The sequence below is a fragment of the Streptomyces bikiniensis genome, from assembly GCF_000716625.1.
GTDB lineage: Bacteria > Actinomycetota > Actinomycetes > Streptomycetales > Streptomycetaceae > Streptomyces > Streptomyces bikiniensis.
On record NZ_JNXJ01000015.1, the window covers coordinates 1 to 22638 of the forward strand.

At 74.7% G+C, this 22638-nt stretch carries 18 protein-coding genes; 12 read left to right on the plus strand and 6 right to left on the minus strand.

Annotation, left to right across the window (positions count from 1 at the left end):
• Nucleotides 1-1364, minus strand: a 1364-nt coding sequence (locus OO47_RS13350) for an AfsR/SARP family transcriptional regulator (protein WP_033209037.1), incomplete at its 3' end; no start/stop codon positions are given.
• Nucleotides 1365-1597: 233 nt separating this feature from the next.
• Between OO47_RS13350 and OO47_RS13355 the strand changes: the two genes are divergently transcribed.
• Nucleotides 1598-3682: a SpoIIE family protein phosphatase gene (locus tag OO47_RS13355; protein ID WP_106969394.1), complete on the plus strand. Its 2085-nt coding sequence runs from the start codon at nt 1598-1600 to the stop codon at nt 3680-3682.
• Between the two features lie 103 nt (nt 3683-3785).
• Here the strand turns inward: OO47_RS13355 and OO47_RS13360 are convergent, their stop codons facing one another.
• A complete protein-coding gene (locus OO47_RS13360; RefSeq protein WP_030213194.1) occupies nt 3786-5183 on the minus strand; it encodes an NADP-dependent succinic semialdehyde dehydrogenase in 1398 nt (465 codons plus the stop codon).
• Nucleotides 5184-5295: 112 nt separating this feature from the next.
• The gene (locus tag OO47_RS13365; protein ID WP_030213197.1) at nt 5296-5949 is read right to left on the minus strand and encodes a ThuA domain-containing protein; all 654 of its coding nucleotides are present in this window, start codon (nt 5947-5949) and stop codon (nt 5296-5298) included.
• Between the two features lie 221 nt (nt 5950-6170).
• On the opposite strand from OO47_RS13365, the gene OO47_RS13370 reads away from it, so the two are divergent.
• The gene (locus tag OO47_RS13370; protein WP_030213199.1) at nt 6171-6977 is read left to right on the plus strand and encodes a class II aldolase/adducin family protein; all 807 of its coding nucleotides are present in this window, start codon (nt 6171-6173) and stop codon (nt 6975-6977) included.
• On the opposite strand, the gene OO47_RS13375 is transcribed toward OO47_RS13370, so the two are convergent.
• On the minus strand, nt 6941-7612 hold the full coding sequence (locus OO47_RS13375) for a TetR/AcrR family transcriptional regulator (RefSeq protein WP_030213201.1): 672 nt from the start codon (nt 7610-7612) through the stop codon (nt 6941-6943). The genes OO47_RS13370 and OO47_RS13375 overlap by 37 nt on opposite strands.
• A 104-nt stretch (nt 7613-7716) precedes the next feature.
• Here OO47_RS13375 and OO47_RS13380 point away from each other — a divergent pair, with 104 nt between their 5' ends.
• The 3 genes from OO47_RS13380 to OO47_RS13390 are packed head-to-tail and all read left to right on the plus strand — an operon-like array spanning nt 7717 to nt 12486.
• Nucleotides 7717-10461 (plus strand): FHA domain-containing protein, encoded by a 2745-nt coding sequence (locus OO47_RS13380; RefSeq protein ID WP_030213203.1) that lies wholly within the window; start codon nt 7717-7719, stop codon nt 10459-10461.
• A 4-nt stretch (nt 10462-10465) separates the two neighbouring features.
• The gene (locus tag OO47_RS37745; RefSeq protein ID WP_234323159.1) at nt 10466-11494 is read left to right on the plus strand and encodes an SH3 domain-containing protein; all 1029 of its coding nucleotides are present in this window, start codon (nt 10466-10468) and stop codon (nt 11492-11494) included.
• Nucleotides 11494-12486: a serine/threonine-protein kinase gene (locus tag OO47_RS13390; RefSeq protein WP_030213207.1), complete on the plus strand. Its 993-nt coding sequence runs from the start codon at nt 11494-11496 to the stop codon at nt 12484-12486. The genes OO47_RS37745 and OO47_RS13390 overlap by 1 nt, the downstream gene beginning before the upstream one ends.
• 10 nt (nt 12487-12496) lie before the next feature.
• Here OO47_RS13390 and OO47_RS13395 read toward each other — a convergent pair whose 3' ends face one another.
• A complete protein-coding gene (locus OO47_RS13395) occupies nt 12497-13861 on the minus strand; it encodes a streptophobe family protein (protein ID WP_051715956.1) in 1365 nt (454 codons plus the stop codon).
• Nucleotides 13862-14103: 242 nt separating this feature from the next.
• On the opposite strand from OO47_RS13395, the gene OO47_RS36855 reads away from it, so the two are divergent.
• Nucleotides 14104-15486 carry a DUF6777 domain-containing protein gene (locus OO47_RS36855; RefSeq protein WP_030213211.1) on the plus strand — a complete coding sequence of 461 codons (1383 nt, stop codon included), beginning with the start codon at nt 14104-14106 and terminating at the stop codon, nt 15484-15486.
• A gap of 104 nt (nt 15487-15590) precedes the next feature.
• Nucleotides 15591-16094, plus strand: a complete 504-nt coding sequence (locus OO47_RS13405; protein ID WP_030213213.1) for an FBP domain-containing protein — start codon at nt 15591-15593, stop codon at nt 16092-16094.
• A gap of 34 nt (nt 16095-16128) precedes the next feature.
• On the opposite strand, the gene OO47_RS13410 is transcribed toward OO47_RS13405, so the two are convergent.
• Nucleotides 16129-17310, minus strand: a complete 1182-nt coding sequence (locus tag OO47_RS13410; protein ID WP_051715958.1) for an acyl-CoA dehydrogenase family protein — start codon at nt 17308-17310, stop codon at nt 16129-16131.
• Nucleotides 17311-17579: 269 nt separating this feature from the next.
• Here OO47_RS13410 and OO47_RS13415 point away from each other — a divergent pair, with 269 nt between their 5' ends.
• The 5 genes from OO47_RS13415 (at nt 17580) to OO47_RS13435 (ending at nt 22600) form a co-directional block, all read left to right on the plus strand.
• On the plus strand, nt 17580-18773 hold the full coding sequence (locus OO47_RS13415; RefSeq protein WP_030213217.1) for a CaiB/BaiF CoA transferase family protein: 1194 nt from the start codon (nt 17580-17582) through the stop codon (nt 18771-18773).
• A 106-nt stretch (nt 18774-18879) separates the two neighbouring features.
• A complete protein-coding gene (locus OO47_RS13420; RefSeq protein WP_030213219.1) occupies nt 18880-19566 on the plus strand; it encodes a GntR family transcriptional regulator in 687 nt (228 codons plus the stop codon).
• Between the two features lie 53 nt (nt 19567-19619).
• On the plus strand, nt 19620-20204 hold the full coding sequence (locus OO47_RS13425) for a 3'-5' exonuclease (RefSeq protein WP_030213222.1): 585 nt from the start codon (nt 19620-19622) through the stop codon (nt 20202-20204).
• Between the two features lie 351 nt (nt 20205-20555).
• Nucleotides 20556-21728 (plus strand): LLM class flavin-dependent oxidoreductase, encoded by a 1173-nt coding sequence (locus tag OO47_RS13430; protein ID WP_078489636.1) that lies wholly within the window; start codon nt 20556-20558, stop codon nt 21726-21728.
• Entirely contained in the window at nt 21725-22600 is an 876-nt protein-coding gene (locus OO47_RS13435; RefSeq protein ID WP_030213228.1) for an ABC transporter permease, read from the plus strand. The genes OO47_RS13430 and OO47_RS13435 overlap by 4 nt, the downstream gene beginning before the upstream one ends.
• Nucleotides 22601-22638: the final 38 nt, after the last annotated feature.

The window sequence follows — 22638 nt, forward strand, 5'->3', positions numbered from 1 at the left end:
AGCCGACGGCACACCTCCTCCGCCGCCGCCCGGTCCTCCCCCACCACGAACCCCGGCCGCGCCGCAGCCCCCCGCTCCCCCAACAACCGCAACGCCACCCCCACCGGCAACGGACCCAACGGCCGCACCACCTCCCCCGGCACCCCCAACGGCTCCCGACTCGTCGCGAGCACGGTCACTCCGGGGCAGCGCGTCAGGAGCTCCTGGGCGAGTTCCGCCGCCGTACCGACGACGTGCTCGCAGTTGTCGAGGACGAGCAGCATCCGGCGCCCCGCGCAGTGCTCCACGAGATCGGCGAAACGGTCCTTCGGCGCGGCCTCGGGGACGGACGGACGCTGCCAGAGCTGCGTCTCGCGGGCGCCGAGGGCGGTGAGGACGGCGGCGCCGACCGTGGACCCGTCCCGTACGGAGGCGAGTTCGGCGAGGTGGACCGGGCCGTCGTACGTCTCGGCGGCCTCCAGGGCGAGCCGGGTCTTGCCGACGCCGCCCGGCCCGGTGAGGGTGACGAGCCGCCGGGCGCCCCAGTCGGCGGCGAGGTCCCCCAGTTCGGCGTCGCGGCCGATGAAGGAGGTCAGGCGGGCGGGCAGGGCGCTCGTCCGCTCCCCGGGGCCGGCGGGCCGGTGCTCCGTGAGGAGTTCGGCGTGCAGGACGCGCAGTTCGGGACCGGGGTCCGTGCCGAGGCGTTCCGCGAGGGCCGTGCGCACCTCCTCGTACGCCGCCAGGGCCTCGGCGGGCCGTCCGGCCGCCCGCAGGGCGCGGACGCGCAGGGCCTGGAGGGGTTCGTCCAGGGGCTGTTCCGCGGCGAGGGCGGCGAGCGGCGCGAGGACGTCGGCGGCCCGGCCCAGGGCCAGGTCGGCGGCGAACCGGTCGCGGCGCGCCTGCGCGTGCCGCTGTTCGACCCGTACGACCAGGGGGTCCTCGTCCCGGCCCGGCAGGTCGGCGAGGGCGGGGCCGCGCCAGAGCCCCAGGGCCTCGTCGAGCAGAACAGCCGCCCGCCCCGCGTCCCCGGCGGTGAACGCGGCCGCGCCCTCGGCGGCGAGCCGTTCGAAGCGGTACAGGTCGATGTCGTCGCGGGTGGCGGCGAGGCGGTAGCCGCCGGGTTCCGAGACGACGGCCTCCCGGCCCGCGGCCCGGCGCAGCCGGCCGACGAGGGCCTGGAGCGCGGCCGTGCGGTCCCGGTCGTCGGCCGGGTCCGCGTCGGCCCACACCTGCGCGATCAGCGCGTCCGGGGCCACCGGGCGCCCGCCGGCCGCCGCGAGCGCGGCGAGCAGGGCCCGGAGCCTGCCGCCGCCCAGGACGGCCTCCGTCCCGTCGTCGGTACGGAGGGCCAGGCACGGACCGAGGACACGGTAGGGCGGCTGCACCGGCCCATTCTGCCCCGGCGGCGCTCCGGGTCCCCACCGATATCCGGGGCACCGACGGCATCACCGGTGCCGCCGGCCCCGGGGCACCACCGGAATCCGGAACCGTGCCCGCCCCGGCGGGGCCCGGTCGGCTCCGTCCTCCGCGGCGAACCCGCGGCGAACCCGCGGCGAACTCGCGCCACGCCGTGTCACCGCCATGGCGTCGCCGGGGCGCGGGTTCGACAATGGGGAGGATGACCGATGACGACCCGCGTGCGCGCAGTGGCGAGATCGGGCCCGCCGAGTGGCTCGCCATGAACCGGACCGGCAGCTTCGACTGGGATCTCGACACGGGCAGCATCGATGCCGACGAGTCCGGGCTGCTGGTCTTCGGCGTGTCCCCGGACTCCTTCGACGGGCGTCCCGAGACCCTCGTCGCGCGCCTCGACCCCGAGGAGCGGGTGAAGCTCCGGGGTGTCGTGCGCGAGGCCGTCAAGAGCGGTGCGTCCTCGTACACCGCGCACTTCCCCATCCCGCAGGACGACGGACCGCCCCACTGGACGCACGTGCAGGCGCGGATCCTGCGCTCGCCGGACGGGCGGGCCCGGCGGATCGTCGGCGTCGTGCGGGACACGACCGCCGAGGTGATGCACTTCGCGTTCGTGCGGGACCTGGAGAAGCGGCGCGAGGTCCAGACGAACATCGTGGAGCGGACGACGAACGCGCTGTCGCGCGCGGTGACCGTGGACGACGTGACGGCGGCCCTGACCGGCCCGGGCGGGCTGGCGCGGCTCGGCGCGGACGGCCTTGCGCTCGGGCTGGTGGAGAACGGCTCGCTGAACATCATCGCGCTCAGCGGGGAGACCCTCGACGTGCTCGACGGCCTGCGCAACCGGCGGCTCGACCGGCGGCTGCCGCTGGCCGACGCGGTGCTGAGCGGCCGGCCCCGGTTCGTGTCGTCCTTCCCGTCGCTCGGGCGGGACTTCCCCGAACTGGCCCCCTATCTGCCCCGGCTGGACTTCCGGGCCGCCTGCTACCTGCCGCTGGTGGCGCAGGCGCGCTCGCTGGGCGGGATGGCCCTGTTCTACCGGGGCCGCACCTCGTTCAACCCCGACGAGCGGAACCTGGCGCTGGGGCTCGCGGCGATCGTCGCCCAGTCGCTCCAGCGGGCGATGCTCTTCGACGAGGAGCGGGAGCTGGCGACCGGGCTCCAGGCGGCGATGCTGCCGCGCCGGATCCCGGAGATCACCGGCGGGGAGATCGCCGTCCGCTACCACGCGGCGTGGAGCGGGCGGCAGGTCGGCGGCGACTGGTACGACGTGATCCCGCTGCCGCGCAGCCGGGTCGGGATCGTGGTGGGCGACGTGCAGGGCCACGACACGCACGCGGCCGCCATCATGGGCCAGTTGCGGATCGCGCTGCGGGCGTACGCGGGCGAGGGGCACGCCCCTTCGACGGTGTTGGCACGGGCCTCCCGGTTCCTCGCGGAGCTGGACACGAACCGGTTCGCGACCTGCACGTACGCGCAGGTGGACCTGGCGAGCGGCACCCTGCGCGCGGTGCGGGCCGGGCACCTCGATCCGCTGATCCGGCACAACGACGGCCGGGTGGGGCAGCCCAAGCTGCGGGGCGGGCTCCCGCTGGGCCTGGCGACGGTGTTCGGGGACGAGGAGTTCCCGGAGACGCGGCTCGACCTGGTGCCCGGGGAGACCCTGGTGCTCTGCACGGACGGGCTGGTCGAGCAGCCGGACTCGGACATCTCGTCCGGTCTCGCCGCGCTCGCCGGGGCGATCGCCAGCGGTCCGCCGCAGGCCGAGGCGCTCGCCGACCACCTCTCCGACCGCCTGTGGGAGCGGTGGGGTTCGGGCGACGACGTGGCCCTCCTGGTGCTGCGGCGCAGCCCGGACCCGGGCACGCCCAAGGCGCCGCGCATCCACCAGTACATCCACCAGGCAGATCCGCAGGGCCTCTCGGACGCGCGGGCGGCGGTGGGGCAGGCGCTGCGCGACTGGGGCATGCGGGAACTGGCGGACGACGCCGAGCTGTTGACGGGCGAGCTGCTCGTCAACGTGCTGCTGCACACGGAGGGGGGCGCGGTGCTGACCCTGGAAGTGCTGCCCGAGCCGGTGCGGCGGGTGCGCCTGTCGGTGCAGGACCGGTCGAGCGCCTGGCCCCGGCGGCGTACTCCGGGCGAGGCGGCCACGTCGGGGCGCGGGCTGCTCCTGCTGGACGCGCTGGCCTCCCGGTGGGGGGTCGAGCCGCGCGGCGAGGGCAAGGCGGTGTGGTGCGAGATCGGCCCGGCGCGGGTGCCGGCCGACGCCGCTCCCGGCGGTGGGTGAGCCCTCGGCAGGGAGCGGCGTCCGGCGGTGGGTGAGCCCTCGGCAGGGAGCGGCGTCCGGCGGCGGGTGAGCCCTCGGCAGGGAGCGGCGTCCGGCGGTGGGGTCAGGCGCGCTGCCAGACCGTGGTGACGTTGCAGAACTCGCGGATGCCGTGGCCGGCGAGCTCGCGGCCGTATCCGGAGCGCTTGACCCCGCCGAAGGGGAGCGCGGGGTGGGAGGCGGTCATGCCGTTGACGAAGACGCCGCCGGCCTCCAGTTCGCGGACGAAGAAGGCGACGTCCTCCTGGGAGCGGGTCCAGACGTTGGAACTGAGGCCGAACGGCGAGTCGTTGGCGACGGCCACGGCCTCCTCGATGTCGGTGACGGGGTAGACGGTGGCGACCGGGCCGAAGGTCTCCTCGCGGTGGATCCGCATCTCGGGGGTGATGCCGGTGAGGACGGTGGGCCGGTAGTACCAGCCGTTCCGCAGCTCCTCGCCCTCGGGCCGGTGGCCGCCGCAGAGGGCGGTGGCGCCCCGCTCCACGGCGTCGTCGACCAGCTCCTCCAGGTCGGCGCGGCCCTTCTCGGTGGCGAGGGGTCCGACGTCGGTGGACTCGTCGAGGGGGTCGCCGACGGTGAGGGCGTTCATGGCGGCGGTGAAGCGCTCGGAGAAGTCGTCGTACACGTTCCGGTGGACGATGAACCGCTTGGCGGCGATGCAGGACTGGCCGTTGTTCTGCACGCGGGCGGTGACGGCGGTCTTCACGGCCGCGACGACGTCGGCGGAGGGCATCACGATGTACGGGTCGCTGCCGCCCAGTTCCAGGACGGTCTTCTTGATCTCGTCGCCCGCCACGGAGGCGACGGCCCGGCCGGCCGGTTCGCTGCCGGTGAGGGTGGCGGCCACCACGCGGGGGTCGCGCAGGACGCCCTCGACCTCGCGGGAGCCGATGAGGAGGGTCTGGAAACAGCCCTCGGGGAATCCGGCGCGGCGGAAGAGGTCGCCCAGGTAGAGCGCGGTCTGCGGCACGTTGGAGGCGTGCTTGAGGAGGCCCGTGTTCCCCGCCATGAGGGCGGGCGCGGCGAAGCGGATCACCTGCCAGAGGGGGAAGTTCCACGGCATGACGGCGAGGACGGGGCCGAGGGGCCGGTAGTGGACGCGGGCGGTGTCCGCGCCGGAGTCCTGGACGTCGCTCTCCGCCGGGTGCTCGTCGGCGAGCAGCTCCTCGGCGTGGCGGGCGTACCAGCGCATGGCCTTGGCGCACTTGGCGGCCTCCGCGCGGGCGGCGGCGATCGGCTTGCCCATCTCGACGGTCACGGTGCGCGCGATGTCCTCGGTGTCCTCGTCGAGGAGGGTCGCGGCGGCGCGCAGGAGGCGGGCGCGTTCGGCGAAGGGGGTGGTGCGGTACTGCCGGTACGTCTCGTGCGCGGCGGCGACGCGGCGCTCGACCTCCTCGGGCCCGTGGGCCTCGTAGGTGCGCAGCGTCTCTCCGGTCGCGGGGTTCACGGTGGCGATGCCCATGGCCTCTGTCTCCTCCTGCCTCGGCCCCCGTCCGACACCAACCTTCCGTGAAGAGCGGCGCGGCGCAACAGGGGCGGGACGGCGGGGTGACCCGGGCGGGCGCCCCGGGCGTTCAGGCGGTCAGCCAGGTCAGGGCGCCGGTGAGGTGGGCCCGGAAGAGCGGGTCGCGGTACGCCTCCGGGGCGTGTCCGAGGGCGGTGAAGAGGACGCGCCCCCGGTCCACCTCCCGGCACCAGGCGAGCGGGTGGTCGTCGCCGTGCGTTCCGCCGCGGTACGAGGACTCGTCGGCCCGGGCGAGGACCCGTACCCCCCGGGGTGCGGAGGTGAAGTTGTACCACTCGTCCGTCCACTCCCAGCGGGCCGGGAGCGGGGCGGTCGCCGGGTGGTCCCCGGGGGCGGCGAGGACGGTGCCGGGCTGGATCTCGGGGTGGCCGTCGAAGCGGGTGCCGAGCAGTTCCCCGTAGAAGGGCCAGTCGGGTTCGGCGTTGGCGGCGGCGTGTACGGCGAGGAGGGCGCCGCCGCCCCGCAGGTAGGCCTCGAAGGCGGTACGCCCCTCGGGCGTCAGGACGTTCCCGGTCGTGGAGAGCAGGACGACGGCGGCGCACCGGGCGAGCCGTCCGGGCGTGAAGGCGCCCGGGTCCTCGGTGGTCTCGGCCGTCCGCCCCAGCTCGTCCGCGAGATCCGTGAGCGCGGCGGCGCCGTCGGGGATGGAGTCGTGCCGGTATCCGGCGGTGCGGGTGTAGATCAGGACGTCTGCGGTGGGCACGCTGCGTACTCCGGAGGCGGGAGGGGAGGGGAGGAGAAGGAAGCGGAGAAAGCGCTTTCTCCCTATGCGCCGACCGTAGTCACGGGGTGCCGCGCACCGCAAGGCACGAACTGATCCATTGTCGTATCGGATACACATCTGTATCTTTTGGCGCGCCTTCCCCGCCCGTCCCCCGCCGCCCGTCCCCTGTTCCCCGCCACCCGTTCCATGGAGGAGCCGTCATGAGCACCGTGCCGCCCGCGCTCGCCGCCGCCGTCGGGCCGCTGCCCGAAGGGGTCGTCCTGCCGCTGCCGCCCACCTTCGAGAGCGTCGAGGAGGAGCGGCGGTACCGCAAGGAGCAACTGGCCGCCGGGTTCCGGATCTTCGGACGGTTCGGCTTCTCCGAGGGGGTCGCCGGGCACATCACCGTCCGCGACCCCGGCGACCCGAACGCCTTCTGGGTCAACCCGTTCGGGATGAGCTTCACCCAGATCAAGGCCTCCGACCTGATCCTGGTCGACCACGAGGGCGTCGTCCTCGAAGGGCGCCGGCCCGTGAACCGGGCCGCCTTCGTCATCCACTCCCGGGTCCACGCCGCCCGGCCGGACGCGATCGCCGCCGCGCACTCGCACTCCCTGTACGGCAAGGCCTTCTCCAGCCTCGGGATCCCGCTCGACCCGATCACCCAGGACGCCTGCGCCTTCTTCGAGGACCACGGGATCTACGACGACTACCGGGGCGTGGTGAACGAGACCGAGGAGGGCGAGCGGGTCGCGAAGGCCCTCGGCTCGTACAAGGCCGTGATCCTCAAGAACCACGGGCTCCTGACGGTCGGGCAGTCCGTCGCCGAGGCCGTGTGGTGGTTCGTCACCATGGAGCGCTCCTGCCAGGCCCAGCTCCTCGCGATGGCCGCGGGCGCCCCGCAGTCCATCGACCGGGAGACCGCCCTGCTCACGCGCGGGCAGATCGGCGGGCACCTGGCCGGCTGGTTCCAGGCGCGCCCGCTGTGGGATCAGATCACCGCGTCCGACCCGGACCTCTTCGACTGATCCCCGTCCGTCCGGGTCCCGCCTTCCGGGAGTTCGCGCGTCGAGGCCTCCAGGAACCCGGGGAGGAACTGGCGCTCCAGGCTGCCCGGCGGCAGTGCGTCCGGTTCCACGTAGCTCTGCGCGAGACCGCCCTCGCGCAGGGCGATGAGCAGACGCGCGAACCGGTCGGCGTCCACGGTCAGTTCGCGCCCGGCCCTGCGCAGGACGAGCGTGAGGCCGCGGGCTATCTCGGCCCGCAGCCGCGCGTCGTGGCGCGCGAGCACCCAGGCGGCCTGCGGGTCCCGGATGGCGTGCAGGGTGAACTCGGTGGTCACCAGGTACCAGTCCCGCTCGTCCGGCTCCACGCGGGAGGCCAGCTCCGCGAGCCGGACCAGGGTGTACTCCTCGGCCGCCAGCGCGTCGATCGACTCGGCGAGCCGCCGCACCGTCCGCTCGCTGTGCTCGTCGAAGAGGGCGAGGAAGAGCTCCTCCTTGCTCGCGAAGTTCGAGTAGTACGCGCCCCGCGTGTAGCCGGCGCGCTCGCAGATCTGCTCGATCGTCGTGGCGTGGAAGCCGTGCTCGGCGAAGGTCTCCAGGGCGGCCCCCAGGAGCGCCGCGCGGGTGCGGGGCCGCCGCTTGGTGACGCCTTTCGGCACGGGTGGTTCCTCCAGTTCGTCCGGGCCGCTTCCCGCGGCGGCGCCCACCCTACCGGCGCCTCCAGCCCGGGCGGGGATCAGCTCCGGCGGATAAAATTCCAGACATGGGAGAGTGGCCGGCCGCGCCCGCGGCGCCCGACCTGGTCCTCGAGATCGACGGGGACGCGACGCTCATGGATCCGAGCCGCGTCTACCGCATCGGACGGGACCCCGCCAGCGACATCGTCCTCGCGGACGCCCGGGCGTCCTGGCACCACGCGGTGCTCAGGGCCTCCGCCGGCCGGTGGACCCTGACCGACGAGGACAGTACGAACGGCACCTTCGCGGACGGCCGGAAGGTGGACCGTTCGCGGGAGGTCGGTGCCGGGACCGTCGTACGGTTCGGACACCCGGAGGACGGCCCGCGAGCCGTCCTCTCGACCGCCGCCCGGGCCCGCCCGGCGGAGCCGCCGCCTCCGCCCGTACCGGGCTCGGCGGGCACACCGGCCGTACCGGTCGCGCCGGAGCCGGAACCCGAGCACGTACGGGAACGGGAGCCAGGACCCGAACCCGTACGGGAGCGGGAGACCGCCCCGGAACCGGAGCCGGGGCCCGCACGAGAGAGGCGCGTGCGGGAGGAACCCGTAGCGGAGCCCGTACGGGAGCGGGAGACCGCCCCGGAACCGGAGCCCGTACAGGAGCCGGGGCCGGAGCCCGTACAGGAGCCGGAGGCCACCGGACCGGGGCCCGCCGCCGAGCCGCTGCCGGAACCCGGGCCCGGGCCCGTACGAGGACCCGCACGGGAACCCGTACGGGAATTCGTGTCCGGTCCCGTACGGGGTTCCGTCCCTCCCCGGCCCCCCTCCGTCTCGCACCCCGCCGCCACCGGCACCTTCCGGCAGCCGACGTCCGTCCGGCCGCTGCCGACCCACAGCATCCGCATCGGCCGCGCCCCCGACAACGACGTCGTCGTCCCCGACCTCGTCGTCTCCCGGCACCACGCCGAGCTGCGCGCCCACCCCGACGGCACCTACCGGATCCACGACCTGGGCAGCCACAACGGCACCTTCCTCAACGGGCGGCCCGTCACCGACGCCCGGGTGACCCCGGAGGACATCGTCGGCATCGGCCGGTGCGCGTTCTGCCTGATCGGCGGGAAACTGGTCGAGTTCACCGACACCGGCGAGGTCTCCCTCGACGTGCGGTCGCTCGCCGTCACCGTCGACCACGGGCACAAGACCCTCCTGGACGAGGTGTCGTTCCCGGTGGGCGAGAAGTGCCTGCTCGCGGTCGTCGGGCCGTCCGGCGCGGGGAAGTCCACGCTCCTGAACGCCCTCACCGGCCAGCGCCCCGCCGACCGGGGCACGGTGCTGTACGACGGCCGCGACCTGTACCGGGACTACGCCGAGCTGCGCCAGCGCATCGGGCTCGTCCCGCAGGACGACATCCTGCACCTCCAGCTCACCGTCCGCCGGGCCCTCGGGTACGCCGCCGAGCTGCGGTTCCCCGAGGACACCGAGCGCGCGGAACGGCAGGCCCGGGTGGACGAGGTGATCCGGGAGCTCGGCCTCGTGGAGCGCGCGGACCAGCCGATCCACAGCCTCTCCGGCGGCCAGCGCAAGCGGGTGAGCGTGGCCCTGGAGCTGCTCACCAAGCCGTCCCTCCTCTTCCTCGACGAGCCCACCTCGGGCCTCGACCCCGGCATGGACCGGTCCGTGATGCACATGCTGCGCGGGCTCGCCGACGACGGGCGCACGGTCGTCGTGGTCACGCACAGCGTGCTCAGCCTGGACGTCTGCGACCGGCTGCTCGTCCTCGCGCCCGGCGGCCGGGTCGCCTACTACGGCCCGCCCTCCGAGGCACTAGAATTCTTCGGCTTCACGGAGTGGCCGGAGGCGTTCGAGGCCTTCGAACGGGAACGGGACCGCGACTGGGCGGGCGGCTACCGCTCCTCCCGCTTCCAGCGCCGGTACATCACCGAGGCCACGGCGAGCCCGGACCTGCCCCTGGGCGGCGGCGCCCCCGAGGGCGAGGTTCCCGCCCCGCCGCCGAAGGCGCAGAGCTGGGGCTCCCAGCTGCGGACCCTGGTGCGCCGCTACGCGGCGGCGCTCTCCGCCGACCGCACCTTCATCGTCATCATGGTGGCGCTGCCGTTCGTGATGGGGGCGATGGCCCGCGCCCTGTCCGAGGGCAGCCTCAACCCCGAGTCGTCGCTGAACGTCCTGCTCATCCTCTGCGTGGGCGGGGTCCTCACGGGCGCGGCGAACGCCGTGCGCGAACTCGTCAAGGAACGCACGATCTACCGGCGCGAGAGAGCCGTCGGCCTGTCCCGCTCGGCGTACCTCGCCTCCAAGGTGGTGGTCCTCGGCCTGATCACGGTCGTGCAGGCGGTGGTCCTGACCCTGGTGGCCCTGATCGGCGTGCCGCTGAACGTGCCCGGCGGCAAGGGGGTCCTGATGCCCCCGCTGGTGGAGATCACCCTCGCCGTCGCACTGCTCTCCTTCACCGCGATGATGCTCGGCCTGTTCGTCTCCGCCCTCGTCCGCAAGGAGGAGGTGACGATGCCGCTGCTGGTCCTGCTCGCCATCGTGCAGGTGGTGTTCTGCGGGGCGCTCCTGACCGTGCGGGGCACGCCCGTCCTGGAGCAGCTGGCCTGGCTCGTCCCCTCGCGGTGGGCGTTCGCGGCGATGGGCGCGACGATCGACCTCGGGAAGGTGGCGCCGAGCGACAAGACCACCGATCCGCTGATGCGGCACACGGCGGAGGCCTGGCTGTTCGACATGGGCATGATGGTGGTGCTCTGTCTGGTCCTCGGCCTGGTCGTGGCCCGGCTGCTGCGCCGCCACGAGCCGGTCGTCATGCGGAGGTAGGCCCGTGAGCGTCCCCCTCTCCGAGTACGTGCCGGACTTCCGGCCCACCCACGTCGTACCGCGCGACGGCCTGCCCGCCTGGGAGGCGCCCGACCCGGGGCTGCCCACGGCGCCCCTGGACGCCTTCCTGCCGGTGCGGTTGGAGGAGCGGAGCGGGGACTGGGGGCGGATCCGGTGCTCCAACGGCTGGACGGCGTGGGTCGACGCGCGGCTGCTCGTCAGCGTCCCCGACGACCCGCCGGCGGCGGGCCGGCCCCTCACCAGGACCGCCGACCCCCGCCCGCTGATCGCCCGCGCCGAGGACGCCCTCGGCCGCTACCGGCGGGCCGCCGAGGAGCTGGGCGCGGGCCGCCTCGACGGCGAGGCCTTCCGGCTGCGGACCCGCGGCCTGCGGGTGGGCATGGTCGTGGACGGCGAGTCGGTGTGGCTGTACGACGCGGAGCACGAGCGCTGGGTGTACTGCGACGGCGCGGGGCTCAGTACGTACGCGGCCGGAACCGCGCCCTCGGTGACCGCCCCGGCACCGGCCGGCACGCCCCCGGGCGGCGGTCACGAACCCGCCCGGGTGGTGCCCCGGGCGGCCCCGGAGACGGCGGGCCCGACCGGCCCGACCGATCCGCCGACACCGGCACCGCCTCCCGCTCCGTCCCCCGCCCCGACCCCGACGCGGGTGGTGGACCGGCCACCTGCCGGAGCGGCGGAGCGGCCGCCGACGCAGGTGGTGGAGCAGTTCCCCGAGACGGTGGAACCGCCACCCCCGACGCAGGTCGTGGAGCAGCCGCCCGAAGCCGTGGAGCCGCCGCCCCCGACTCAGGTCGTGGAACGGCCGCCCGAGACGGCCGAACGGCTCCCGACGCAGGTCGTGGAGCAGCCGCCCGAAGCCGTGGAGCCGCCACCGCCGACACAGATCGTGAAGCAGCCGCCCGAGACGGTGGAACCACCGCCGCCGACACAGGTCGTGGAGTCGCCGTCCGAGGCCCCGGAGCCGCCCCCGACCCGGGTCGTGGAGCGGCCTCCGACGGGTGAGGGCTGATGGCCGGCGGGGCGCACGCCGACCCGGACCTTCCGGCCGGGCGGCCCTCGGGGCTCGTCGGCAAGGAGATCGCCGGCTACCGCCTGGAGGGCGAGATCGGGCGCGGCGGCATGGCGGTGGTGTACCGGGCGCGGGACCTGCGGCTCGACCGCACGGTGGCGCTGAAGCTGCTGGCCCCCGAGCTGGCCCGCAACGACACCTTCCGCAAGCGCTTCGCGCACGAGTCGCGGGTCGCCGCCTCGATCGACCACCCGCACATCGTGCCGGTCTTCGAGGCGGGCGAGACGGAGGGCGTGCTCTACATCGCCATGCGGTACGTCGCGGGACAGGACCTGGTGGCCCTGCTGCACCGCGAGGGGCCGCTGCCCCCGGCGAAGGCGGGCAGGATCGCCGTGCAGGTGGCCTCGGCCCTGGACGCGGCGCACGCGCACGACCTGGTGCACCGGGACGTGAAGCCCGGCAACATCCTGGTGGCCGAGGGGACCGACCGCGACCATCCGGAGCACGTGTACCTGACCGACTTCGGCCTGACGAAGAAGTCGCTGTCCCTGACGGGGTTCACGACGGTGGGCGAGTTCGTGGGCACGCTCGACTACGTGGCGCCCGAGCAGATCTCGGGGAAGCCGGTCGACGGCCGGTGCGACGTGTACGGACTGGCCTGCGTGGTGTTCGAGACCCTGGTGGGCGCGCCGCCGTTCCGCCGGGACACCGACTGGGCGGTGCTGTGGGCGCAGCAGTACGATCCGCCGCCGCCCGTCTCCGAGGCGCGGCCGGAGCTGCCGGGGGCGGCGGACGCGGTCTTCGCGAAGGCGCTGGCGAAGACGCCGGAGGAGCGGTACGGGACCTGCCTGGAGTTCGTCACCCAGCTGCGCGCCGCCCTGGCGTCGGGCGCCCCGGGGGAGGCCGGCCCGGCAGTGGCCGGAGCGCCCCGGCCGCTCGGCCCGCCGCCCGCCCCGCCCGCGTGGGCGCGGCCGGTGTTCCGGGAGCTGTAGGCCGCCGGGGTTACGGGGTACGGGGCGGGCCGGTACCGTCCTTGTCGCGGGCCGGCCGCTCGACCTCGCCCTTCCGGCTGACCCGGGAGGCCAGGAGGCCGCCGAGGAGGCCGAGGACGAGGCCCCACAGGAGCGCGAGGCCGGCGATCACCCAGACGTGCGGGCGCAGCAGCACCTGTCCGCCGAGCGAGTCGAGTTCGCCGATGCCGAGGACCGAGAGGCCGAAGCGGGCCTCGACGAGGGTGACGGGGGCGACGACCAGCATGGTGAGCGCGAAGGCGACGCCGAGGCGCAGGGAGTGCTGCCACGGGCGGGTGCGGGCCGGGGAGCGCACGGCGGCGGCGAAGGCGGCGGCGAGCACCAGGACGGCGGCGACGGGGAGCAGCCACCAGGCCCGTCCGTCCTGCGCGGCGAGCGAGGACAGGTCGATGGTCGAGAGCTTCGAGGCGTCCCCGCTCCCGTCGCGCAGGACGGCGTCGAGGACCTGCGGCACGGGCAGCCCGAAGGGGCCTTCCGCCCTGCCCTCCCAGGAGCCGCCGATGCCCACGCCGAGGGCGAGCCAGGTGACGTTGGGCAGGCCGAGGAGGAGGACCGCGAAGGTGTCGGCCGGATGCCCCTTGGTCGCGGCGACGACGAGCCCGACGACCAGGCCCGCGAGCACGTACGCGAGGAGCAGCAGGAGCATCGCGCGGGCGGCGGGCCGGACGGGCTCCTGGTAGCGGACGAGCCGGGACGGCAGGGGGGTCCTGCGGGAGACGAGGAGGGCGACGAGCAGCACGCCGAGGATCCACAGGAGGCCGTGGAAGAGCGTGGGGCCGAGGTCGGTGCGGAAGCCGACGGTCGGGTTCACCGAGTCGAGGAGGTCCCCGAAGAGGTCCATGAGCGGGTCCTCGGTCTCCTGGCCGCCGAGGGTGATCCGGAAGTCGTGGCGGGCGAGGGCGGAGAGCCCGGCGAGGGCGATCAGCCAGAGGACGACGACGGCCCCGGCGCGGAGCAGGAGTTCGCGGGCGCCGGCCACCGCGTGGTGGCGCAGGGGGCGCAGGAAGCAGTAGCCGGTGACCAGTGCGCCCACCAGGGTGACGGTGAGGGGCATGGCGGTCAGCTGGGCCTGGGTTCCGGCGAGGGCGCCGGCGTCGCCGGAGAGTTCGACCTTGCCGCCCGTGGCCATGACGACGACGGCGGCGAGGACGGCGGTGAAGCCGCCGGGCAGGTCGGCGGCGCCCGCGGCCCAGAGGCCGAGCCCGGCGACGACGCCCATCGCGAGGTACCCGGCGACCACGGCCGCCAGGGCCTGGAGGGCGATCCGGACGAAGAGCCCGGCCGGGGTCGCGGCGGGCCGCGTGGAGGTGGGGGGCCTGCTGCTCACGGTGACCACGCTAGTACCGGGGACGGCCGCGCGCTTGCGGACGGGGCCCCGGGGCAGGGCGGGGGTGCCCAGGGCAGGGCCGGGGTGCCCGGAGCGGGGTCAGGGCGCGCGGGGCAGGGGGTCAGGGCGCGCGGGGCGGTGTCGGGGCGCTTGCCGGCCGGGGCCGGGCGGCTCGGAACGGCGCGTCTCCGCTTGCGGGCGGGTACGGGTCGGCGCACACAATGGGCGCGGAACGGAAGAAAGGGAAAAACGTGACTTCCCACCCGCCGTCCGGCCCTCCGTCCGGTCCACCACCGGTTCCCCCCACGGGTCCCCCCTCGGGCCCCCTCTCGGGCCCGAGCACGCGCCCGAACGCCGCCGGCCCCCCGCCGCCCTCGGGACCGCCCTCCGGCGGCTCCGGCGACTCTGGGGGCTCCGGGGGTTCGGGCGGCGGTTCCGGGGGCGGCGGGGGCTCGTCCCGCTACCCCGGTGACGGCGGCAGGGGCGGCGGCCCGTGGTGGCGCTCCGTCCCCAAGGTCGCCTCGATCACCGCCGTACTGGTGGCGGCCGTCGCCCTGATCGTCGTGCTCACCAGCCGTTCGGGCGACGACGGCGGCACCGCGAACGCCGGCGGGGAGGTCTTCCTGCAGAGCGCCTCCACGACCGGTCCCGACCCGTTCACCCGGTCGACGGCCCGCGCCACCGAGTCCGCCCCGCCGGCCTCGCTGCCGCCCCGCACCGGTTCGGCGGAGGCCGGCACGCCCCAGGTCTCGGGCTCGGCGCCCGGCCTCTACGGCGGGACGCGGTCGGTGGCGAGCTGCGACGTGGAGCAGCAGGTGCGCTACCTCTCCGGCGAGCCCGCGAAGAACGCGGCCTTCGCCTCGGTCCTGCGCGTCTCGGCGAACGAGGTGCCCGGCTATCTGCGCTCCCTCACCCCGCTCCAGCTCCGGGCCGACACCCGGGTGACGAACCACGGCTTCAAGAACGGCTCCGCCACCGCCTACCAGGCGGTCCTCCAGTCCGGCACGGCGGTCCTGGTCGACGACCGCGGGGTGCCCCGGGTGCGCTGCGCCTGCGGCAACCCGCTGACCGAGCCGGTGCCCCAGAAGAACCCCCGGACGACGGGCACCGCCTGGCCCGGTTACTCCTCCGACCAGGTGGTCGCCGTCGCGCCCTCCTCGAAGGTCGTGAACGTCTTCGTGGTGTACGACCCCGAGAAGGGCGACTGGTTCGCGCGGGAGCACGGCGACACCGGCGACAAGGACGAGCCGACCTCGCCGCCGACGTCGACCTCCCCGGCGCCGTGCCCGCCGGCCTCGTCCCCCTGTCCCTCCGGCAGCACCTCCCCCGGACCGTCGACGTCCTCGCCGGAGCCACGGCCCGACTCCCCACCGCCGCCGGAACCGCGGCCCGATTCCCCGCCGCCCGAACCGCAACCGGACTCCCCACCGCCGCCGGAGCCGCAGCCGGACTCACCGCCACCGCCCGAACCGCAACCCGACTCCCCACCGCCGCCGGAACCGCAGCCGGACTCACCGCCACCGCCCGAACCGCAACCGGACTCCTCCGCCCCGAACTCGGGGCCGGCCCCGGAGACCTCGGGGAACGCCCCGGCGAACCCGAACACGGGCGGGTCGGCGGCCGTCCCGGCCTGAGCCGGGCCCGCCCGCCCCGGACACGCCCCCTCGAGCGAGGCGCCCCCACCGGGCGCCGCCATATTCGGATGCCCGCCCGGGACGACACGTGTACGGTCCACCGAGTGGAACCGCTGACCGACAAACAGATCCGCTCGTCCTTCGTGAACTGCACCAAGGGCGAGGCCGCGCGGCTCAAGCTGCCGCTCGACTTCGCCGAGCTCCCCTGGGAGGACCTGGACTTCCTCGGCTGGGTCGACCCCGGAGCGCCCCTGCGCGCCCACCTGGTCGTCCCGCGCGAGGACGGACCGCTCGGGGTGTCCCTGCGGGTCCCGGCCGCCGGCCGGACCAGCGCCGTGAAGTCGAGCCTGTGCCAGGTCTGCCTGACCGGGCACGCCTCCTCGGGCGTGACGCTCCTCGTGGCGCCGCTCGCCGGAAGCCGCGGCCGCGAGGGGAACACGGTCGGGATCTACCTCTGCTCCGACCTCGCCTGCTCCCTCTACGTCCGGGGCAAGCGGCAGCCGAAGCTGCGCGGCCGGCGCCAGGAGGAGTCCCTCACCCTCGACGAGCAGATCGCCCGGACGACGGCCAACCTCGACGCCTTCGTCCGGCGGGTCACGGCGGGCTGAGCGTCCCGCCGCGACCGTTCCGGGGCGGGACGGCTCAGCGGAACGCCTGCTCGCCGGTGAGCGCCTTGCCGATGACCAGGGAGTGCACCTCGCTCGTGCCCTCGTAGGTGAGCACCGACTCCAGGTTGTTGGCGTGGCGCAGGACCGGGTACTCCAGGGTGATGCCGTTGGCGCCCAGGATCGTGCGGCACTCGCGGGCGATCGCGATCGCCTCGCGCACGTTGTTCAGCTTGCCCACGCTGACCTGCTCGGGGGTGAGCGCGCCCGCGTCCTTCAGACGGCCCAGGTGGAGGGCGAGGAGCATGCCCTTGCCCAGCTCGACGGACATGTCCGCGAGCTTCTGCTGGGTGAGCTGGTACGAGGCGAGGGAGCGGGCGAAGACGGTGCGGTCCCGGGCGTAGGAGATCGCCGTCTCCAGGCAGTCGCGGGCGGCGCCGAGCGCGCCGAAGACGATGCCGAAGCGGGCCTCGTTGAGGCAGCCGAGCGGGCCCGAGAGACCCCGGGCCTCCGGCAGCATCGCGTCGGCGGGCAGCCGCACGTCCTCCAGGACCAGTTCGCTGGTGACGCTCGCGCGCAGCGACAGCTTCATCCTGATCTCGGGGGCGCTGAAGCCGGGGGTGCCGGCCGGGACGAGGAAGCCGCGGACGCCGTCCTCGGTGCGGGCCCAGACGACCGCCACGTCGGCGACGGAGCCGTTGGTGATCCACATCTTGGTGCCGTTGAGCACCCAGTCGGAGCCGTCCCGCTTGGCGTTGGTCCGCATGGCGCCGGGGTCCGAGCCCGCGTCCGGCTCGGTGAGGCCGAAGCAGCCGATGTACTCGCCCGCCGCCATCTTCGGCAGCCACCGCTGCTTCTGCTCCTCGGAACCGTACTTCCAGATCGCGTACATGGCGAGGGAGCCCTGCACGGAGACCAGCGAGCGCAGCCCGGAGTCGACGGCCTCCAGCTCCAGACAGGCCAGGCCGTACGCGACGGAGTTGGTGCCCGCGCAGCCGTACCCCTCCAGGTGCATGCCGAGCACGCCGGTGCCGCCGAGGGTGCGGGCGAGCTCACGGGCGGGGATCTCGCCCTCCTCGAACCAGCCGGCGACGTGCGGCCGCAGCTCGCGGTCGGCGACGGCCCGGACGGTGCGCCGGATCTCGCGCTCCTCGTCCGTCAGGAGTCCGTCGACGGCGAGCAGGTCGAAGGGGTGGACGGGGGTGGACGACGACTTCACGGACGGCCTCCTGGCGGTGGGCGACTGGCGCCGGTGACGGGTGGTGACGGGCGCCTGCGACGACTCGGCGTGCCGAAGCGTATCCGCACATCGGATATTGGATCCAGTATTGAAAATCCGCCGACCCGGCCCTACGGTCCGGTGGACTGGATCCAATATCCGAATCCGATGTATTGGATCCGATGTACTGGATTCGATGTATTGGATCCGGTGCATGGGATCCGATGCATGGGATCCGACATCCGGTCGCCGACCCCGAGGAGAGCGGAATGCGCGCAGACCAGCCGGACCCGTCCGGCACCTCACCCGCCCCCGCGCCCGGTGCCCTGTCCGGGATCGTCGTCGCGGACTTCGGCCGGGTCCTCGCCGGGCCGTACATGACGATGCTCCTGGCCGATCTGGGCGCGGACGTGATCAAGATCGAGCGGCCGGGGTCCGGGGACGACACGCGCGCGTGGGGGCCGCCGTTCGCGGGCGGGGAGGCCACGTACTTCCTCGGGGTGAACCGGAACAAGCGGTCCGTGTCGCTCGATCTGACGGATCCCCGGGACCTGGCGGCGGCGCGCGCGATCGTGGACCGGGCGGACGTCCTGGTGGAGAACTTCCGGCCCGGCACGATGGAGAAGCTGGGGCTGGGTCACGAGGAGGTGCGGGCGACGAACCCGGGGCTCGTCTACTGCTCGGTGACCGGCTTCGGGACGGCGGAGGGCGCCCGGCTGCCGGGGTACGACCTGCTCGTCCAGGCCATGGGCGGCCTGATGAGCGTGACGGGCGAGCCGGACGGGCCGGGGACGAAGACCGGGGTGGCCCTGGTCGACGTCGTCACCGGCCTGCACGCGGGCATGGGCGTGCTCGCCGCGCTCCGGCACCGGGAGCGCACCGGCGAGGGCCAGCGCGTCGAGGTCTCGCTGCTCGGCTCCCTGCTCTCCGCGCTCACCAACCAGGCCGCCGCGCACCTCGGGGCGGGGGTCGTGCCGCGCGCGATGGGCAACCGGCACCCGAGCATCACCCCGTACGAGGTCTTCGAGGCGGAGGACCGGCCGCTGGTCCTGGCGGTGGGCAACGACCGGCAGTTCCGGGCGCTGTGCGAGCGGATCGGCCTGCCGGAGCTGGCCGGGGACGCCCGCTTCGCGACCAACGCGGCCCGGGTCACCCACCGGGAGGAGTTGGCGGCGGTGCTCGCCGGGCCGCTCGGCACGCGTACCGCCGACGACTGGTTCGAGGAGCTGACGGTGGCCGGCGTGCCCTGCGGGCCCATCAACGACCTGGCGGACGCCTTCGGCCTGGCCGACCGGCTGGGGCTCGCCCCGCGCGTCCCCGAGTCCGCCGCCGGTCCCGGTCAGGTCGCCAACCCGATCCGGCTCGGCGCCACCCCGCCCTCCTACCGGTACCCTCCCCCGCGCCTCGGCGAGCACACGGACGCCGTCCTCGGCGCGGAGGGACGGACCGCGCGCACCCCCTGACCCGGCGGAAGGTCCGGAGGATCCGTAGGAAGATGGTCACCGCCGGAGGAGCGGTCCGACGGGGAGCGGTCCGGCGGCGGTACGAGGGAACGGAAGGTCACAGGCGATGAGCAGCGCGGTGCAGAAGCGGCGGCCGCAGACCGCCCAGCAGTTCGTCCTGGAGGAACTGCGGCGCGCCATCACCACCGGGGAGCTCAAGCCGGGCGACCAGATCCGCCAGGACGCCCTGGCGGCGCGGTTCGAGGTGAGCCGGGTGCCGCTGCGCGAGGCCCTCAAGGCCCTGGAGGCCGAGGGCCTGGTGGTCCATCACATACACCGGGGCTACTTCGTCGCGGAGCTCTCGCTCGCCGACCTGGAGGAGATCTACCGGATCAGGGAGCTCCTGGAGACGGAGGCGGTCCGCCTGGCCGTGGGGCGGATGCCGGAGGGCACGGTCGGCGCGCTCGAACGGATCCAGCGCGAGGTGGAGCGGGCCGCCGCCGACGGGGACGTGCCCGCGATGGCGGCGGCGAACCGGCTCTTCCACTTCACCCTGATCGAGGCGTCCGGGATGCCGCGCCTCGTCCGCCTCGTCGCGACCCTGTGGGACTCCACGGACGCGTACCGCTCGCTGTACTACGCCGACGCCCCGCACCGGAAGCTGGCCGTGCGGGAGCACCGGGCCGTGATCTCCGCGCTCCGCCACGGTGACGAGGCGGCCGCCGTCCGCTGGCTGGACGAGCACCGGGCGCACGCGGTGGCGGCACTGCGCGAGGTGCTGGGGCGGGAAGCGGACCGGGCCCTCCCCCACTGACGCCCCGGGAAAACCAGGTGCCGACGGCGCCGGGGCGCCCTACGCTCGCCCGCATGGAGCACGGGGGACACCGGGGACTGGTCAACGTCGTCGACGTCGAGGCGACCTGCTGGGAGGGGCAGCGCCCGCCCGGCCAGGTGAGCGAGATCATCGAGATCGGCCTGACCGTGGTCGACCTGGACGCGCGGGAGCGGCTCTCCCGCCACCGGATCCTGGTCCGCCCGGTCCGTTCGCGGGTCAGCGCGTTCTGCACCGACCTGACCGGCCTCACCCAGGCGGAGGTCGACACCGGCCTGGACTTCGCCGCCGCCTGCCGGCTGCTCGCCACCGCGTACGAGGCGGGGAGGCGGCCCTGGGCGAGCTGGGGCGAGTACGACCGCAAGCAGTTCACCCACCAGTGCCGGACCACCGGCACGCAGTACCCCTTCGGGCGGCGGCACACCAACGCGAAGGCGGTCTTCACCGAGGCGTACGGGCTCTCCCGGCGCCCCGGCATGGCGCAGGCCCTGGAGGTCGCCGGGCTGCCCCTGGAGGGGCGCCACCACCGGGGCGAGGACGACGCGTGGAACATCGCCGCCCTGGTGCTGCGGATCGCCGGGCGGGGCGCCTGGCCGGAGGACCCGGATCCCATCGACTGAGACCACACGGTCCACATGACGGACGAGACTTGTCGGCGGAGCGTCCGCGCGGCAAGGATGCGCCCATGACTCCCGCCCTCGTCTCCCGCCGCCACGTGGATCTTCTGCGTGTCGCGGGGATGCTGTGTCGGGTCGACTCCTGTCGTCGCGCGGCCTGTTGCTGAGCCCCTTCCCGGCGCTCCTCCCCTCTCTCCCTTCGCGCCGCCGGCGGACCTCCGCCGCCGTGCGCCTCCGCCGCGTTCGACGCCCCGGGCCCTGAACTCCCGGCCCTCCGCGCATCCTTTCCACGCCTGACGGGCGTTCCCGTGGTACGCCCGCCTCCGCTCCGCACTTCCCCCGAGGTACGCCCGCATGTCCTCTTCCGCCGCCCCCGTACTGCACTGGTTCCTGCCCACCGGCGGTGACGGCCGCGACCCCGGCGGGGTCACCGCCGTCCAGGGCCGCACCGCCGCCGCGACCCGCCGCGGCGCCGGTCTCGACTATCTGGCGCAGGTGGCCCGGGCGGCCGAACAGGCCGGTTTCGCCAAGTTGTTGACGCCGGTCGGACTCGGCTGCGTGGACCCGTGGGTGCTGACCCCGGCCGTCGCGGCGGTGACCGAGCGGATCGGCTTCCTGGTGGCGTTCCGGGCCGGGCTCGCCCAGCCGACGCTGATCGCCCAGCAGGCCGACACGTTCCGGCGCCTGTTCGGCGACCGGATCGCGCTGAACGTGGTCACCGGCGGCGACCCGGTCGAGCAGAGGGCGTACGGCGACCACCTGCCGAAGGACGAGCGGTACGTCAGGACCGGCGAGCTCATGCGGGTCGTACGGGCGCTGCTCGACGGCGGCGCCGTCGATCTGGACGGGCGTCACGTCCGGCTGGAGAACGCCCGGTTGCACGAGCCCTCCGTGGAGTCGCCCGTGCCCCTCTACTTCGGCGGCGCGTCGCCGGAGGCCGAGGAGGTCGCCGCCCGCCACGCCGAGGTGCAGCTGCTGTGGGGCGAGCCCCCGGCCGCCGTCGCCGAACGCGTCGCCCGGGTACGGGAGAAGGCCGCACGGGCCGGACGCGCCCTGCGCTTCGGGATCCGCCTCCACGTCATCACCCGCGACACCTCCGCCGAGGCCTGGCGGGAGGCCGACCGCATCCTGGCCGGGTTCGCCCCGGAGGCGGTCCGCGCCTCGCAGGAACGGTTCGCCCGGATGGACTCGACCGGACAGGCCCGGATGACCGCGCTGCACGGCGGCTCCGCCGAGAACCTGACCGTCTCCCCCAACCTGTGGGCGGGCATCGGACTCGTCCGCGAGGGCGCGGGCACGGCCCTCGTCGGCTCGCACGACGAGGTGGCGCAGCGCCTCTTCGAGTACGGGCGGGCGGGCGTGGACGAGTTCGTCCTGTCCGGCTACCCGCACCTGGAAGAGGCCTACCGGGTCGGCGAGGAGGTCGCACCGCGGCTGCGGGCGCTCACGGAGGCGGCCGGTACGCAGACGGCGGCCGGTGTCCGTGCGGACGGCACGGGGACGACGACCGGGGAGGTGGCGGCGTGACCCTCCTCGACACCGCCGAGAAGAAGGCCGGCGCGGCCCCCGCGCCCGCTCCCCCCGGGCGGCCCGCCCGCCGGATACCGGCCGGGGTCGCGGCCCTGCGCTGGACCGCGCTGCGGCTCCTCGCGCTCGCGGTCCTCCTCGCCGCCTGGCAGGCCGTGGTCGCGGCGGGCGTCTGGCCGCGCGTGCTCGTCCCGTCCCCGGGAGACGTGTGGCAGGCCTTCGTGAAGGCGTCCACCGTCCACGACGGGGTGCGCGGCATCAGCGGGCACCTGCTCGTCGAGCACCTGGCGGTCTCGCTGCGCCGGATCGCGATCGGCACCGGTTACGCGGCGCTCGTCGGCATCCCGCTGGGGCTCCTCATCGGGGTGGTGAAGCCGCTGGCCGTGGTCCTGGAGCCGGCTGTCACCTTCCTGCGCACGTTGCCCCCGCTGGCGTACCTCTCGCTGCTCGTCATCTGGTTCGGGATCGACGAGTCCCCGAAGATCTGGCTGCTGCTCATCGCCGCCCTCCCGCCGATCGCGGCGGCCACCGCCGCGGCCGTCCGGGGCGTCCCCACCGATCTGGTGGAGGCGGGCCGGGCCCTGGGCGCGGGGTCCGTGGCGCTGCTGTTCTCCATCCGGCTGCCGTCGGCGCTGCCGGAGATCCTGACGGGGGTGCGGATCGCCGTCGGCATCGCGTACACCTCGGTCGTCGCCGCCGAGACCATCAACGGCGTGCCCGGCATCGGCGGCATGATCCGCGATGCCCAGCGCTACAACCAGACCGACGTCGTCATCGCCGGCATCATCGCCATCGGCCTCTCCGGAATCCTCCTCGACGCGTTGTTCCGGGGCTTGGAGCGGGCGGCGGTCCCCTGGCGCGGCCGCGCCTGACACCCCCTCCCCCTTCTCTCCCCACCACCCTCTCTTCC

What these genes read in the sequence shown, in the direction of transcription:
- OO47_RS13415 (WP_030213217.1), top strand. Translation starts at nt 17,580, where the DNA reads ATGCGCGCAGACCAGCCGGACCCGTCCGGCACCTCACCCGCCCCCGCG.
- OO47_RS13390 (WP_030213207.1), top strand. Translation starts at nt 11,494, where the DNA reads ATGGCCGGCGGGGCGCACGCCGACCCGGACCTTCCGGCCGGGCGGCCC.
- OO47_RS13360 (WP_030213194.1), bottom strand. Translation starts at nt 5,183, where the DNA reads ATGGGCATCGCCACCGTGAACCCCGCGACCGGAGAGACGCTGCGCACC.
- OO47_RS13380 (WP_030213203.1), top strand. Translation starts at nt 7,717, where the DNA reads ATGGGAGAGTGGCCGGCCGCGCCCGCGGCGCCCGACCTGGTCCTCGAG.
- OO47_RS13420 (WP_030213219.1), top strand. Translation starts at nt 18,880, where the DNA reads ATGAGCAGCGCGGTGCAGAAGCGGCGGCCGCAGACCGCCCAGCAGTTC.
- OO47_RS13425 (WP_030213222.1), top strand. Translation starts at nt 19,620, where the DNA reads ATGGAGCACGGGGGACACCGGGGACTGGTCAACGTCGTCGACGTCGAG.
- OO47_RS13355 (WP_106969394.1), top strand. Translation starts at nt 1,598, where the DNA reads ATGACCGATGACGACCCGCGTGCGCGCAGTGGCGAGATCGGGCCCGCC.
- OO47_RS13370 (WP_030213199.1), top strand. Translation starts at nt 6,171, where the DNA reads ATGAGCACCGTGCCGCCCGCGCTCGCCGCCGCCGTCGGGCCGCTGCCC.
- OO47_RS13430 (WP_078489636.1), top strand. Translation starts at nt 20,556, where the DNA reads ATGTCCTCTTCCGCCGCCCCCGTACTGCACTGGTTCCTGCCCACCGGC.